This window comes from Neisseria sp. HMSC067G12, from assembly GCF_001812725.1.
Lineage (GTDB): Bacteria > Pseudomonadota > Gammaproteobacteria > Burkholderiales > Neisseriaceae > Neisseria > Neisseria perflava.
In genome coordinates, this window is sequence record NZ_KV810182.1 from 106,994 (window position 1) to 121,958 (window position 14,965).

A 14,965-nucleotide genomic window follows, 5' to 3' on the forward strand; every position below is an offset into this window, starting at 1 on the left:
AGGCCGTCTGAAAATCTGATTTTCAGACGGCCTTTGGTTTTCTCTATTTTCTTATTGTAGACTTGCGGATCTGGTTGTATGCATTATGCCCAGAAGTCTCGCGGAGCGTCCAATACAGGTTTGACGATGCCGGTACGGATGGCAAAATCGCCAAAACCTTCATCATCTAAACGGTTTCGAGACCAATCTGCCACCCAGCCTTCGACAATTTCAAGGATTTCAGGTTCGGTAATGTTTTCTTTAAACAAACGAGGAATGCGGGTGCCTTCACGGTTGCCGCCTGCGTAAAGGTTGTAGCGGCCGACCGCTTTACCGACCAAACCGATTTCTGCCAGCATGGCGCGGCCGCAACCGTTGGGGCAACCGGTTACGCGCAAAACGATGTATTCGTCTTCCAAACCATATTTGGCGAACATTTCGTCAATTTTATCGGAGAATGTTGGTAGGAAACGCTCAGCCTCCGCCATTGCCAACGGACAGGTCGGCAAGGCAACGCAGGCCATCGAGTTCTCACGCTGGATGGTAATCGATTTGCTGATAAGGCCATGGTCTTTGGCGATTTTATCAATCGTGTCTTTCAATTCGGGCGGTACATTGGCAACCACCAGATTTTGGTTTGCCGTCAGACGGAAGTCGCCGGGATGGATTTTAGCAATTTCGCGGATACCTGTTTTCAACGGCCTACCGGGATAATCGAGCAGACGGCCGTTTTCAATAAACAAAGTCAAATGCCAGTTGCCTTCATGCCCTTGTACCCAGCCGATGTGGTCGCCGCGATGCGTAAATTCGTAAGGGCGGATAGGTTCAAATTTAATGCCCATGCGCCTTTCGACTTCTTCTTTGAACACATCTACGCCGACGCGTTGCAGCGTATAGCGTGTACGCGCTGCTTTGCGGTCGCTGCGGTTGCCCCAGTCGCGCTGGGTGCTGACAACAGCTTCAGCGGCGTTGAGGGTGTATTCGAGCGGAACGAAACCAAATTCGTAAGAAATGTTCGGATAAGTTTTGGTATTACCGTGTTCGCTGGATAAGCCGCCACCGACCAATACATTGAAGCCCACCAACTTGCCGTTTTCTGCAATCGCCACAAAACCCAAATCGTTGGAATGAATGTCCACATCGTTGTCGGGCGGAATTACGACGGCAGTTTTAAATTTGCGCGGCAAATAGGTTTTACCCAAAATCGGCTCGACCTCATCAGCAATTTCTTTATTACGCGGCTCGGTCGGCTCGGTTGTAAACACTTTTTCACCGTCCAGCCAGACATCGGCATATGCCATGGTACGCGGCAGAAGGTGCATACTGATGCGCGCCGCCCATTCATAGGCTTCTTGGTGCAAAGTGCTTTGTACAGGATTGCTGGTACACAACACATTACGGTTGACATCGCTGGCTGTGGCAATGGAATCGAGACCTAGTTTGTGCAATGCCTGATGTGCCTGTTTTAAATCGGTTTTCAGAATGCCGTGGTATTGAAAGGTTTGACGGTTGGTCAGGCGGATAGAGCCGTAAATCGTATTTTCACCGGCAAATTTGTCGATACCCAGCCACTGCTTCGGCGTAATGATGCCGCCGGGCAAACGGCAACGCAACATCATGTTTTTTAAAGGCTCAAGTTTTTGTTCGGTACGCTCGGCACGAATATCGCGGTTGTCCTGTTCGTACATACCGTGGAAGCGGATAAGCTGAAAGTTGTCGGCAGTAAAGCCGCCGGTAAAGTCGTCTTTCAACTCCTCCTTAATCGTACCATGCAGATAATCGCTGCGCTCTTTCAAGGCTTCGTTGCCGGACAAAGGCGTCTCAGGCAGCTTGGCGCGTGGGTCAGTTGTGGTAGCAGTCATTGAAGCACTCCTTATTTTTGGTATAGGCGTTACTTTAATGAGGCCGTCTGAAAATGAGAAAGAATGGTTTGTTTGTTTTAAAGACGATTTTGTTATATCGGTAAAATGCCGCACTTACCTATAGCTAATTTGAATTTACTATATTTATGTTCTGACTGATGAGCATTGGCAGATTAGAAATAAATTGAACAGATGACTTACATCATTAGCCTGCATCAAGCCCGATTCTAATTAAACCCACTATAATCCATTATTTTCCACGGGCTTAAACCGTAAAAATACAGCAAGCAAACTTTATGTCTCACTCCCTTATACGCACCTTCGCTCAAACCTTTAGTTTTCCCTATACAGAAACGTTGCAAGAACTGCCCCCACTGGAAGACAACCGTCATCTGCATTTGGGTGCATTAGCAGATTTCTACTGCCATATGGACGGTACATGGCATTCCGACAATCCACTTGCCAATTATTGGCTAGAGATGGAAACTCTGTTTTTACAATGGGTGACTTATCCCAAATTGCCCAACAGTTGGCACGATTGGGCCTTCGGCTGGGATAGGAAGACCAAGCAATATCTGCCTACACAAGGCTGGCGTGAAGAATGGGCGATATTTGGCATAATGTTTGACGATTCAATTCTTTTTGCTGATACCACCGCTCCCGGCAGTCCTGTTTATTGGTTGATAATAGGTTACGGTACAATAGAAAAACGCCGCCTTATCGCCCCTTCCATAGCAATACTAATGCAAACCTTATTGGCAATTTATGATTTTGAGTGCGAATGGCGGAAAGCAGGCGGAGAGTTTTACGATGAAGAAAGCTGCGACATACCTTCAGCACTATATTCTGCTCTGCATGATTTACTACAACGGGAATTGCCACCAGAATGCGCGGCAGGATTTGAAAAAGCGTTTTGGGGCTGATGCTGTAATTGCAATCTAGAAAACCTATTCTCTGGCCGTCTGAAATTTCGGCTTTAGGGAACAATTATTTAAAATAATATGATTGATTCGTTTGAAATATCAGTTTGAAAATGCTTGAAGGATTGATAGGCTGCTGAGATATAAAAAGGCCGTCTGAAAATCTGATTTTCAGACGGCCTTGATATTGGATGGGACCAACCGATTAAGCTTGTTTGTTCCAACGTTCGATAGATTCTTTGATGACTTGTTTCGCTTCTTCTACATCGCCCCAAGATTCAACTTTAGTGGTACCTGCTTTTTTCAGGTCTTTGTAGTGGTTGAAGTGGAACTCGATTTGTTTGATCAGTTGTTGCGGCAAATCGGCCAAAGTTTTGTAGGCGTTGCCGTTGTTGCGGTCGTCGGCCGGAACGCAGACAATTTTGTCGTCTACTTCGCCGTCATCAACGAATTTCATCACACCGATAACGCGTGCTTCCAGGAAAATACCGGTTGCCAAAGGCTGCTCGGTTACCAGCAATACATCCAATTCGTCGCCGTCTTCGTCCAAAGTTTGCGGAATGAAGCCGTAGTTGGTCGGCTTGGCGAAAATTGCCGGTTCAACGCGGTCGAGTTGGAAAGCGGCCAGTTTGCGGTTCCATTCGATTTTGTGATTGCTGCCTGCAGGGATTTCGTTGACAACGTTGATGATGCCGCCGTCCACGTCGCCCGGGGTCAGGATTTTGTTGAAGTCTGCCATGATGGTTTCCTTTGATTTTAAATAGAGTCAAACGGCGAAAGTATAGCAAACCCAAGGCCGTCTGAAAATGTGAAACTGTCGTATTCAGACGGCCTTTTTGGCATTCAGCCTTTTGACCAGTTCTAAAATTGCGCGTTTATTGGAAGGCGAAAACACTTTTTCTGCCGCTTCTTCCGCACTAAACCAACCGTAGGCAACGTGTTCGTCCGGTTGCAGGACGATAGGCGTATCGCGCGGAATTTGGGCGGAGAAGATGTGTTCGCGGTTTTCAAAAACGCCTTTGGGATAGCGATGGCGCCAGTGATGATAGATTTCATAAACGGTGCTGTCGTGCCAGTTTTCCAGCTGTCCGTCTGCAAGGCGGATACCGGTTTCTTCCCACACTTCGCGCCATGCGGTTTCTTCGATACGCTCGCCCTCTTCCAAGCTGCCGGTAACCGACTGCCAAAAACCTTGCGGCGCCGTGCGTTCAATCAGCAGGATATTGCCGTCTTTATCATACAAAACAACCAAAGCGGAAACGGGATACTTCAAAGGCTTACTGCTCATGACTTGTCCTTGCCGGTTTGGTTGGGGAGGCTGATTTTTTGTAGTAAGTAAGCCAAAAGGTTTTCCATGTATCACTCAAAAATGGGAAATTGATATTCAGACGGCCTTTGCCGGAAATCCGCAAAGGCCGTCTGAAATTATACCTGATTTAACTGCGCCAGTTTCCGAGACACCAGCTCTGCCGCTTCTTCCGGCGAGTTGGCTTTAAATCCTGCTTCACCAAAATACGAAATTTTAGGCAAATCACACAAAAACTTATCGACGTCTTGCGCCGTCAAAAAACGGCCGTGCAAATCGAATCCGACATTTAAAGCACGCCCTTTGATTTCCGCCACCCTGTCATGCAAATGGCCGTACAAGTGATACCAGCCCTGATAGCAGCCGTCCCATTCCTGAATCGGATAGTGAAAGAGAACCAGTGTATTCTTAATTTCCGGCAATTTGAGTTTCAAATACGGCAGTATGGACGACAGCAGCGGATGGCCGTCATGCTTGGTTTGGCTGCGGAAAAAATCGGCATACTGCCGAATCACATGATCATGATTGCCGTAAATCAAGTGATGTTGCCCGTTTAACCGCGACAAAACGCGCTCTATCTGCTTATGGTCTTGGGCAAAGGAAAAATCGCCCAAGTTGTACACCGTATCTTCAGGCGTAACGGTTTCATTCCATATCCGGATTAAAAATTCATCCATCTGCTCCACGTTATCGAACGGTCGAAATTGGGGGCAGAATTTAGCGATGTTTTTATGTGAGAAATGTAGGTCTGATGTGAAGTAGGTTTTGCTCATACCGTGCTTTCTGCGTTGCAGGCTTGAATCGTATCACGCGCGGGCGTATGCTGAGTAATGTTTATTGTGTGCTTCAAGGAGTTTTTATGCGTTTGGTTATTGCCGCGCCGGCCAACGGCGCAATATTGAAAGACGCGCTCAAAGCGCATCTGCAAAACGACCCGCGCGTCAGCAGCTTGGTCGATTTATCCTCGCCCGAAGGGACCTATCCGCAACTCTCGTTTGCCGCGGCCGAAGAAGTCGCGGCAGGACGCGCCGACCGTGCGCTGTTGATTTGCGGCACCGGCGTGGGTACGGCAATCGCCGCCAATAAGGTGCGCGGCATACGGGCGGCAACGGCGCATGATTTACTCACGCTCCACGGCTCGGTGGAAAACTATGATGCGCAGGTTTTATGTATGGGGCAAAACGTGATTGCCGCTCCGGCTGCTTGGGCATTGGTCGATATCTGGTTGGACTTGCGTCACGACACAAACAGCGGCTATGCACCTAAAGTCGGTGAAATTGAAGCATACGAGCGCGGAAAATAAATACATGTTGCTCCATATATTTTCAGACGGCCTTACAGTTGCCGCAAGAATGCTTGGATAAACGCAATCTTATCCAATTCCGGTATGGCGTTGAACGCTTCGCGATGTTCGCGGATGTGGTCGATTAAAGGGTAAAACTCTTCGTCGACGTGGCGTTTGTCGAGCTTGCGTCCGATGTTGCCTTCGTTGCTTCGTCCCAGAAACTTGGAAATCAAGTAATACGGCGATTTGAGTTTGAACAGCATTTCGCCGGTTTGGGCATCAAACACCATAAAACCTTCGTGCTCCACATTTTTCAGACGGCCTTTCAGCTCGCCGAACGTGATGTTTTTCAGCGTTTCTGGACGGCGAACGCCGTATTGTTTGCCGATTTCGTCCAATTCCGCTTCAGAAAATTGACGGCCGGTCGCCACATCAATGCAGCCGATTAAGGTTTCGCCCAATGCTTCGCGGATGATGTGCACGTCTTTCGCATCTGTGATTTCAAACAAAAAAGTATGGTTTGGATAAGCGTGGAACAGGGTTTCGTATTGAGCGCAATGTGCGGCGGTCATGTCGGCAAACGCACTATCAAGCGAGCCGGTAGTCGAATACAGCACTTTGCCGTCAAACGTCGCGCCGTGGGACGGATGGTCGTCTGAAAGCGATACGAAAGTACAGCAGCCGAGGAAGCCGTTTACTTTCACCACCGCATCTACCAGTCTCTCGTCGCCGATTATGATCGGATAACGGCTGCATTTGGCAATACGTTCCGAATAATTGAACACTTTTTTAAACGGACGCACGATGATGCGGTTGTGCGCGTCGATAATCAAACCGCGCATTTCCAGCAAAGCATCATCAAAGCAGTTGTTATAGAACACGCTGCGTGCGTATTTCAACACGCGCAATTCAGGATAACGCTTGGATGCTTTGGCAGTAAAGTTACGGCTGCCGTGTTGCAGATAATGATCGGTCACAAAGGTTTGCTGCGCCTCATCAAACAGCAGCGGCTTATGCTCGATAGCCTGCATCTGTTTGATTTTTTCTAACTGCTCTGTATTTGCCGGCTGCACAGCCTCGATATGGATTTCGTTTGCCACACGGTTTTGGTTCAGCTTGATATACGCCGCCAACACATCATGCTCTTTCACGCCGTGTAGATTGGGATAGAAATTGTGCAGTCGATAAATTTCTGTTTCAAAACCGCTTTTCTCCGCCTGATCCAATAAATGACGGCAACGCGAAGCTTTTTGGTTGGTATTGGAATTAATGATCAAAATATTTCGATTCGGATTTTGGCGTCCAAGTCTCAAGGTTTCAGTCATCAAGGCATTGCCGCATTTCTGCGCCTTATCCACCGCTTCGCCCGACCAACGATATTCACCGTATTCATCGGTAATAAACAAATCGTTTTCAATACGGACAACTTCCGCATCCTGATACTGCGCTTTAAATTCGGCGGCTTTTTGTTCGGCAAAAGTCGATTTTCCCGAACCCTGATGACCGCGTATTAAGATAAATTTTTGCATTTTGTTTCCTTATTCTTGTTCTCAGCTTGTCCTGAATAAATAGGCCGTCTGAAAAAATATTTCTACCCTTTTTTCAGACGGCCTTAGCTTCAGTTCACAGCTGCCAGCGGCGTTTTCTCAATCTCATCTACCCAGAAATCTGTACCCATACCTCGTTCGGCAAAGGAACCAATCAGGGCAAACACTTGGTCGGAGAAGCCGCCGATGTTCAAGATATCGTGACGGTTTCGTGCTTGAGCCTTGGTGTAAGGCTGGATATCCAGGCAAACGAGTTTGGCTTCGGGACAGCGTTTTTTCAGGATGTCCCATTCTTTCATCAGACTGGTTTTACCACCCCATCGTTGGCTGTCATCTGCCCAACTTTCGTTGTCTGACACGATGACGACCAAATCCACTTCAGCTTTTTCACGGTTCAACATGGCAAGCGGTGCGCTACATGCTGTTCCGCCTCCACCGATATTGGCGAGTTTTTCGGCGTTGGTCATGATGCTGTCGCGTGGGTTGAGCTTCACGTTTACCGTGATTTGCTCAAACGGTATCACGCGGGCTTGCGGATTAGTACGCAACATGGCAGCGGACACAAGTGCGGCAATGTCGATGCAGCGGGTTTTGGTGGACGCACTGCCGCGATAGCCGGTAACCGGGCTGTGCATGGAGCCGGATACATCCGGGCAAACCACGACTTTGCCTTGGATTGCCGGTACGTTTTGTACGGCAGTTTCCATCGCATCTTGCAGGGCTTCGCGGATTTCAAACGGCATTTGGTCAGATGTTGCCTGATACGCGGTCAGCAATTGGTAAGGCAGGACGCGGGCGCGGGCAATGGCGGTTTCGTCACGCAGTTTTTCTGCCACCATTTTGATGTTTTTGCTTTTGGCAAATACTTCATGGCGCAGGAAAGTGTTCAGGTTTTGGCGAACCTGCTGCCATGAGCCGTTGCGGGCGATTTGCGCCCAGTCACCGCAGTTCAAGTCTAAAGCTGTAAGCATTTGGAAAGGAACGTTGGGCAATTCGCCTTCTCGGCTTTGTTTGTAATCTTCAAAAGCACGGGTAATGGGCGACAATGCTTCGCGATCGTACGGTTTGCCGATCAGCCATGCAAACCATGCGGCACGCCATGCTTCACGCGGTTTGGGGTGCACCATTTTGACCACGTCTGCCAGCGACGGCGAATTTCCGACAGCGGCGTTCAACAGTTGTTTTTCGGTGGCGGTCAAAAGCCAAGTCTGCATCAGTTTTTTCGGACGGTTGCCGAAGGATTTTCTGCCGACTGCGCCGCTGCGGATAATTTGTGCGAAGTTACGCAACATTTTACCGTTGTCCACCACTTGGTCGAATACACGAGCGAGCATGTTCACGTCTTTTTGCGCCAACACGGCAAGCAACAGCGCAGGCATATCTTTCATAAAACCTTTTTGACGGGCATATACGGCAGTTTTGGCAATAAACTCGGCATCCAGGCTTTCTGCCAATTTCAGCACTTGGTCAAGTTGGCTTTGTGCATCAGCATAGAAGGTATTATTCAGACAACCGGTAGCCGCAAGCTGTGCCAGCTGTTGTTTGGGCGTCAGCGTGTAGGCGATGCCGCCGGCTTCATTATGGGTATCGGTTTTAGTAAAACGGTTTTTAATAGATTGAAACAAATTAGTATTAGCCATTTTCATTTTCTTTCATATTGTTGGTTTGAGGCCGTCTGAACTTGTTTTAGCTTTGTTTTTCAGACGGCCTTGAATGGGTGGCAGCGTGGCGGCTAAAGATGAAGAGAAGCGTTTTTAACTGAAAGCTAATGTATTCTCTTCCGGGCATCCGCCTACTGCCGTAGGGCGACCAGTTTAATTAGGATCATTCGGGTTTGTAGCAAGAAAGGAATGTAATCCTAATAGCATTCGCCCATAAGGGGTGGCACATTGGGCAACAAAGAGTGGAGAAATTTTTACGCGCTCTATCCTCTGAGCTACTCTGCCATAGTTGGCGACAGAGACGGGACTCGAACCCGCGACCTCGAGCTTGGCAGGCTGTAATTCCTCCGGTATTTGCCAAATATACCGAAAACGGTTTTTATATCAGCCCGCCTGAATATTTCAGACGGCCTCGAATGGATGGCAGCGTAGCGGATAAACATGAAGAGAAACGGTTTTAACGTGAAAGGTTAATGTACCCTCTCCGAGCATCCGCCTGCTGCCGTAAAAGTAATATGGCACGCAACAAGTTTTTAAGGGAAACATGCCTTTACTCTACCAACTGAGCTACTCTGCTATTTTGGATAACAGAGACAGGACTCGAACCTGCGACACAAGGATATCCATGTTGTAGTTTCCCCAGGCATTTGCCTGCCATATTGAAAAGGGTGAGCGACTAAATAAACAAGACGTTCAACGTCTATCAGACGAGACAGGATTCGAACCTGTTAATCCAAATGTAGTCTTGTTGGCATTCGCCCTGTAACCACACAGCAACTAAATTTACGGAAAATTTTTCTCCGGTAACTGTATTTCCCGAAGCATCTGCTGTATCGTTACATTCACAACATAGCCAACAGCGTGCCAAGAATAAAATTTTTATAAAAATAATTTTTAATTAATTGAATATAAAGAAAATATATTTTAAAGTGGCTTTTATCGCCAAATAGCGTATAATACTAAAAAATATATTTATAGATAGTTATATAGAAAATAAAATATACAAGGATATATGATGCGATTCGATGATTTGGACAAACACTTGCGGCTAAGTAAACGGAAAATTTGTCCTGGAAAAATAATTTAAAGGCCCTCTGAAACATGAATACCATCCCCAAAAAACAAGTCGCCGTCAGCTTTCTTGGTACAGTGCTGGACAAAGGTTTCGGTCAGGGCCGTTGGTTGAAATGGCGGCCAAACGTCGCCATGAATCAGCGTCAAGATTTTCATCTCGACCGTATGGAGCTGTTTTATGCGGAGAAATACCGCGAACTGGCGGATCATGTAAAAGCCGATATTCAGCAAGTATCGCCGCACACAGTCGTCAATCTCGTGCCTATGGAGCTGGCAAACCCGTGGGATTTCTCCGAGGTTTATACCAAACTGCACGATTGGGCAGCAAACTATCCATTTGATACAGAAGAAGAAACCTATCTCACCCACATCACGACAGGTACACACGTTGCCCAAATCTGCCTGTTTTTATTGGTGGAATCACGTCAAATCCCCGGCGTACTGTTGCAAACCGCTCCGCCCAAAAATCAAAGACGCAGTATGGAGGACGGCAATGTCGGTAGTTATGAAATCATCGATTTGGACTTGGCGCGTTACGACGTGCTGGCCGAACGCCTCGCCGCCGTGCGCGATGACGCAGTGCGCTACCTGAAAAGCGGCATTTCTACCCAAAACGCCGCCTTCAACCGCATGATTGCCGAAATTGAACAAGTCGCACTCAACTCTCCTTCCCCCATTCTGCTTTCCGGCCCGACAGGCGCAGGTAAATCCATGCTGGCACGCAGGATTTTTGAATTGAAAAAAGCGCGCCATCTGATTAAAGGCACATTTGTCGATGTAAACTGCGCCACCCTTCGCGGCGACGGCGCAGCATCTGCCCTGTTCGGCCACAAAAAAGGCGCCTTTACCGGTGCTGCAGAAAAGCGTGAAGGCTATTTGAAAACCGCCGACGGCGGTGTATTGTTTTTAGATGAAATTGGCGAATTGGGCTTGGACGAGCAAGCTATGTTGCTCAAAGCCATTGAAGAAAAACACTTTTATCCCGTCGGCAGCGACAGCGAAGTCAAAAGCGACTTCCAACTTATCGCCGGCACCAACCGCGACCTACGCCACGAAATCCGCGCCGGACGCTTCCGCGAAGACCTGTTCGCCCGCATTAATATCTGGAATTACCCACTACCTGCACTCGCCAACCGTCGCGAAGACATCGAGCCCAACGTCGAACACCAGCTCGCCTTAGCCTCGCAAGAACTCGGCCGAACCACCCGCTTCAACAAAGAAGCCCTGGCCACCTACCTCGACTTCGCCCACTCCAACCAAGCACCATGGCGCGGCAACTTCCGCGACCTCGCCGCCAGCATCATGCGCCTGGCCACACTCGCGCCGCAAGGCAGGATACAAGTAGAACAAGTCCAAGCCGAAATCGAACGCCTCAAATGGTTATGGTCGGAAGAACCCTTTTCAGACGGCCTCCTACATAACAGGCCGTCTGAAAAAGCACAAGACTACCCCGATAAAATCGATTGGGACACATTGGATTTATTCGACAAACTACAACTGCAACACGTTATCGACGAATGCCGCAAACATCCCAACATGGCCGCCGCCGGCCGTGCATTGTTCAACGTCTCCCGAACAGAAAGGGCAAAAGTCAATGACAGCGATCGACTGAGAAAGTATTTGCAACGGTTTGGACTGGAATGGGGGGATATTTAAATAGAGTGGGCAGACTAGTTCATTTTGAGAGCATTATTTTTTATCATTTATAAAAAACAAAAGGCATCAATCTGATGCCTTTTTATTTTCGTTAACATAAAAAATTAACGTTCATACCAACGTTTGGTCGATTCACGAATCACTTCTTTGGTTTACTTCAAAAATGCCGCATGATAGGCAATATGCTCGCCAACAAAACTGGCGATGAAGTAATAGCTATGATCATAGCCTTTGTGGAAGCGCACATCGACTGGTTGATTTGCCGCACGACAGGTTTCAATAAAATCTTCGGTACGTAATTGTGTTGGCAAAAACTCATCTTCCAAGCCCTGATCAATGCGCATACCTTGTACTTTATAGCCTTGTTGAATGAGTGAGCTGGCATCATATTGCTGCCATTTTTCGCGATCTTTTCCTAAATAGGCAGAAAAGGCTTTTTCTCCCCAAGGCACGAGGCTAGGCGATAAAATGGGCGAAAAGGCAGAAACACTTTGATAACGTTCTTGGTTTCGCAGCGCCAATACCAATGCGCCATGTCCGCCCATTGAATGTCCCATAATCGAACGTTTGCCGTTGGTAGGGAAATTTTCCTCAATCAGACTAGGCAACTCATTCAAAATATAATCATACATTTGATAATTCGTCGCCCAAGGCTGCTCGGTCGCATTAAGATAAAAGCCCGCACCCTGCCCTAAATCGTAAGCATTATCGTTCGGCACTTGCTCTCCGCGAGGGCTGGTATCGGGAGCAACCACAATTACTTGATGTTCTGCCGCGTAACGCTGAAAGCCTGATTTGGTAATGAAATTTTGTTCCGTACACGTTAAGCCGGAAAGCCAATAAATCACACCAAGCGGTCGATTCTCCGGATTATCCGGCAAATAGACGGCAAATTTCATTTCGCATTGCAGCGTTTGGGCATGGTGTGCCCACACTTGTTGCGAACCACCAAAAATTTGATGTTGTTCAATCAGTTTCATCGCGTACCTTAGTAATGAATAACAGCGCGGATCGATTTACCTTCATGCATTAACTCAAAGGCTTCATTAATTTGATCGAGCGTCATTGTGTGGGTCACAAACGGTTCTAACTCGATATCGCCTTTCATTGAATCTTCCACCATTTTCGGCAGTTCAGAGCGGCCTTTCACGCCACCAAACGCCGTGCCTTTCCAAACACGACCGGTTACCAACTGGAACGGGCGAGTTGAAATTTCTTGCCCTGCACCCGCTACGCCGATGATAATGGATTGTCCCCAACCACGGTGTGCGCTTTCTAATGCTTGACGCATCACGTTTACATTGCCGATACATTCAAAGGTATGGTCAATACCCCATTTATTGATGTCTAACAACACATCTTTGATTGGTTTATCGTAATCGTTAGGATTTAAACAATCCGTTGCACCAAATTGTTTTGCCAGCTCGAATTTTGCAGGATTGGTATCAATAGCAATAATACGACCCGCTTTAGCTTGACGTGCACCTTGCACCACAGCTAAACCAATCGCCCCTAAACCAAACACTGCAACAGAGTCGCCTTCTTGCACTTTTGCCGTATTATGTACCGCACCAATACCTGTGGTAACGCCGCAGCCGAGTAAACATACTTGTTCGTGGTTTGCTTCCGGGTTGATTTTCGCCAGTGAAACTTCGGCAACAACTGAGTATTCACTGAAAGTCGAACAGCCCATATAGTGATAGATCGGCTGACCTTGATAAGAAAAACGCGTCGTGCCATCTGGCATTAAGCCTTTACCTTGTGTATCACGCACTGAAACGCATAAGTTGGTTTTACCTGAACGACAAAACTCACATTCGCCACATTCAGCGGTGTAAAGAGGAATGACGTGATCACCTGGTTTTACGCTTGACACACCTTCGCCCACAGCAACGACCACACCCGCACCTTCGTGTCCAAGCACCACAGGGAATACGCCTTCAGGATCGCTTCCTGACAACGTAAACGCATCAGTATGGCACACACCAGTGTGAGTGTTACGAATTAACACCTCGCCTTTGCGTGGCATTTCTACGTCGATTTCCACAATTTGTAAGGGTTGATTTGGGGAGAATGCCACCGCCGCACGAGATTTGATGGTTGGATTGGTTTGTTTAATTTCCATTATTTTTGCCTTTTAATTCATTAATAAAGTTATCTAGCCTACGAAAGATAACCACAGTTTATACTTTGGAACCCACCCTGAAGCAAGCATTTTTGCAATTTTGGCTCCGGCGATAGCTTGATCGACTAAAGGGCTGCCATGTAATTGGCGGTTAAAGGCTTCCGAATATTTCCCTTAGTCATGAAGCTGTCCAGTATGGCAGGCACCGAATACCCGAGCAAACTCCACCGCCATTTTCCCAACATTGACCAAATGGCTTTGTAAGGTTTGCCAATGTTCGTAAGGCAAGAGATTACCGAGTTTGTCTTGGGCAGAATGGGCGTAGTAAATTAGGGTTTTCATATTGAAATTCTAAAAAATTTAAACTGATATTATGCAATGATAATATGATATTAAATTTAATATGCAAATAGAAAAAATGCTGTCTGAAACTTTTTCAGACAGCATTGTTATTGATTACCCTTTATGACTTGCTTCTAATATCCTTCACAGCTTTCACTAAAGCTTCGGAAAGCGAAGGATCAAAAGAAGAGCGGTCTGCTTGGACAATATTTGAACATACAGCCCCTCTTCCTTACTTAGACATGAGATACGGTGGCAGAGTTTCAACACACAGCCGCCCGAAGGCGGCTGGGGCCGGTAAAGGCAGCGAGTAGAGGGTTTTGCTGGTTTCAACACACAGCCGCCCGAAGGCGGCTGGAGCCGCGATAGTGATTGCTGACACGGCCAAAACACTGCGTTTCAACACACAGCCGCCCGAAGGCGGCTGGACGTGGGCAATGTCATGATGTTGCGTGGCGATTGGTTTCAACACACAGCCGCCCGAAGGCGGCTGGTTGTTTTAATTCGAAATTAATTTGTTTCAAAGGGTTTCAACACACAGCCGCCCGAAGGCGGCTGGATCACGACAGTGCAAAGCAAAGCAGACGGCAATGTTTCAACACACAGCCGCCCGAAGGCGGCTGGACAGGCCGTCTGAAATTGGGAAGCGAGAATCACGTTTCAACACACAGCCGCCCGAAGGCGGCTGTTACGAAACAAGCCGCCCCGATTGGGGAATGGACGTTTCAACACACAGCCGCCCGAAGGCGGCTGCAAGGCAGACGGCTACTTTAAGCCCGATTTAGCGTTTCAACACACAGCCGCCCGAAGGCGGCTGACGCGCTAATTCTCAAAAAGAACGCAGGACGCAAGTTTCAACACACAGCCGCCCGAAGGCGGCTGATTGGTTACATCAAAAACCAAGAGGCGACGGCTGTTTCAACACACAGCCGCCCGAAGGCGGCTGAAAAGGGTACTCATAACGTGAGTACCCTTGGCGGGTTTCAACACACAGCCGCCCGAAGGCGGCTGCAAAGACACCTCCGACCGCATGGCCTTATGTCTTGTTTCAACACACAGCCGCCCGAAGGCGGCTGACAAAAGAAAACCGCCTATCTAGGCGGTAAATGTGTTTCAACACACAGCCGCCCGAAGGCGGCTGGCTTTATCTCAACGCTGGCAAGTAGAGCCGACCCGTTTCAACACACAGCCGCCCGAAGGCGGCTGGT

11 protein-coding genes, 1 pseudogene and 1 CRISPR repeat array are annotated in these 14,965 nt (G+C 48.0%); of the genes and pseudogenes, 3 read left to right on the forward strand and 9 right to left on the reverse strand.

From position 1 onward, the window contains the following. Window positions 1-83: 83 nt before the first annotated feature. Entirely contained in the window at window positions 84-1,841 is a 1,758-nt protein-coding gene (gene cysI, locus HMPREF2871_RS00590; protein ID WP_049336820.1) for an assimilatory sulfite reductase (NADPH) hemoprotein subunit, read from the reverse strand. 296 nt (window positions 1,842-2,137) lie between these two features. Between cysI and HMPREF2871_RS00595 the strand changes: the two genes are divergently transcribed. Continuing rightward, entirely contained in the window at window positions 2,138-2,764 is a 627-nt protein-coding gene (locus tag HMPREF2871_RS00595; protein ID WP_049336821.1) for a hypothetical protein, read from the forward strand. Between the two features lie 202 nt (window positions 2,765-2,966). On the opposite strand, the gene HMPREF2871_RS00600 is transcribed toward HMPREF2871_RS00595, so the two are convergent. The 3 genes from HMPREF2871_RS00600 to HMPREF2871_RS00610 all read right to left on the reverse strand — a co-directional run bounded on the left by HMPREF2871_RS00600 (window position 2,967) and on the right by HMPREF2871_RS00610 (window position 4,840). Further along, on the reverse strand, window positions 2,967-3,500 hold the full coding sequence (locus HMPREF2871_RS00600) for an inorganic diphosphatase (RefSeq protein WP_003678634.1): 534 nt from the start codon (window positions 3,498-3,500) through the stop codon (window positions 2,967-2,969). Window positions 3,501-3,584: 84 nt separating this feature from the next. Then, window positions 3,585-4,049, reverse strand: coding sequence for a dihydroneopterin triphosphate diphosphatase (gene nudB / locus HMPREF2871_RS00605; protein WP_004520014.1), 465 nt, complete (start codon window positions 4,047-4,049; stop codon window positions 3,585-3,587). Between the two features lie 137 nt (window positions 4,050-4,186). Continuing rightward, window positions 4,187-4,840, reverse strand: a complete 654-nt coding sequence (locus tag HMPREF2871_RS00610; protein ID WP_004520016.1) for a metallophosphoesterase — start codon at window positions 4,838-4,840, stop codon at window positions 4,187-4,189. An 86-nt stretch (window positions 4,841-4,926) separates the two neighbouring features. On the opposite strand from HMPREF2871_RS00610, the gene HMPREF2871_RS00615 reads away from it, so the two are divergent. After that, complete coding sequence (locus tag HMPREF2871_RS00615; protein WP_039862203.1) at window positions 4,927-5,370, forward strand: RpiB/LacA/LacB family sugar-phosphate isomerase; 444 nt, start codon at window positions 4,927-4,929, stop codon at window positions 5,368-5,370. Window positions 5,371-5,402: 32 nt separating this feature from the next. Here HMPREF2871_RS00615 and HMPREF2871_RS00620 read toward each other — a convergent pair whose 3' ends face one another. Together HMPREF2871_RS00620 and HMPREF2871_RS00625 are read right to left on the reverse strand one after the other, a co-directional pair. Next, window positions 5,403-6,881 carry an RNA ligase gene (locus HMPREF2871_RS00620; RefSeq protein WP_049336822.1) on the reverse strand — a complete coding sequence of 493 codons (1,479 nt, stop codon included), beginning with the start codon at window positions 6,879-6,881 and terminating at the stop codon, window positions 5,403-5,405. A gap of 89 nt (window positions 6,882-6,970) precedes the next feature. Beyond that, window positions 6,971-8,545 carry a vWA domain-containing protein gene (locus HMPREF2871_RS00625; RefSeq protein WP_049336823.1) on the reverse strand — a complete coding sequence of 525 codons (1,575 nt, stop codon included), beginning with the start codon at window positions 8,543-8,545 and terminating at the stop codon, window positions 6,971-6,973. A gap of 1,116 nt (window positions 8,546-9,661) precedes the next feature. Between HMPREF2871_RS00625 and rtcR the strand changes: the two genes are divergently transcribed. Then, window positions 9,662-11,290 (forward strand): RNA repair transcriptional activator RtcR, encoded by a 1,629-nt coding sequence (gene rtcR, locus HMPREF2871_RS00630; RefSeq protein WP_004520021.1) that lies wholly within the window; start codon window positions 9,662-9,664, stop codon window positions 11,288-11,290. Window positions 11,291-11,442: 152 nt separating this feature from the next. Here the strand turns inward: rtcR and fghA are convergent, their stop codons facing one another. The 3 genes and pseudogenes from fghA to HMPREF2871_RS11270 all read right to left on the reverse strand — a co-directional run. Then, the gene (gene fghA, locus HMPREF2871_RS00635) at window positions 11,443-12,270 is read right to left on the reverse strand and encodes an S-formylglutathione hydrolase (RefSeq protein ID WP_049336824.1); all 828 of its coding nucleotides are present in this window, start codon (window positions 12,268-12,270) and stop codon (window positions 11,443-11,445) included. 8 nt (window positions 12,271-12,278) lie between these two features. Continuing rightward, the gene (locus tag HMPREF2871_RS00640) at window positions 12,279-13,388 is read right to left on the reverse strand and encodes an S-(hydroxymethyl)glutathione dehydrogenase/class III alcohol dehydrogenase (protein WP_198400586.1); all 1,110 of its coding nucleotides are present in this window, start codon (window positions 13,386-13,388) and stop codon (window positions 12,279-12,281) included. A gap of 120 nt (window positions 13,389-13,508) precedes the next feature. Continuing rightward, window positions 13,509-13,757: pseudogene (locus HMPREF2871_RS11270) on the reverse strand (CRISPR-associated helicase/endonuclease Cas3); the annotation flags it as partial. 260 nt (window positions 13,758-14,017) lie between these two features. Beyond that, window positions 14,018-14,963: a CRISPR direct-repeat array (repeat unit 31 nt; unit sequence GTTTCAACACACAGCCGCCCGAAGGCGGCTG). The last annotated feature ends 2 nt before the right edge of the window (window positions 14,964-14,965 follow it).